The 387-nt window shown below is 41.6% G+C and carries 1 protein-coding gene; it reads left to right on the forward strand.

Going from position 1 to position 387, the window contains the following annotated elements; genetic code table 11:
- Nucleotides 1–387 (forward strand): ABC transporter permease subunit (locus J7R10_RS09530; protein ID WP_246787438.1); only part of this gene is annotated, 387 nt, incomplete at both ends.

Raw genomic sequence — 387 nt, forward strand, 5'->3', positions numbered from 1 at the left:
AGCCGTTTTTGATACAATCTTGATGACAATAAGTGCTTCTTTGATGGCACTGATGATAGGGCTTCCCCTTGGTCTTCTCCTTTATACAACCGGACGTGGATGGATTTTTGCTTCACCTCTCATCAATCGCCCTTTGAGTATTATCATTGCTAGTATTCGTGCTATTCCCTTTATTATTCTTGCCTTTTACCTTCTCCCCCTTACGCGCATGGTTGTAGGAAAAGGTATCGGAATGCCTGCGGTTATTTTTGTACTCACCACTTCAGCTATTCCTTTTTATGCACGAATGGCCGAACTCTCTTTTAAAACCGTTGAAAAGGATCTCATTGAAGCTATTCGTTCTATGGGAGCAAGTCGTCTTCAAATTATCAGGCATGTTCTTATTCC

The organism is Bartonella vinsonii subsp. berkhoffii ATCC 51672 (assembly GCF_902825225.1).
GTDB lineage: Bacteria > Pseudomonadota > Alphaproteobacteria > Rhizobiales > Rhizobiaceae > Bartonella > Bartonella berkhoffii.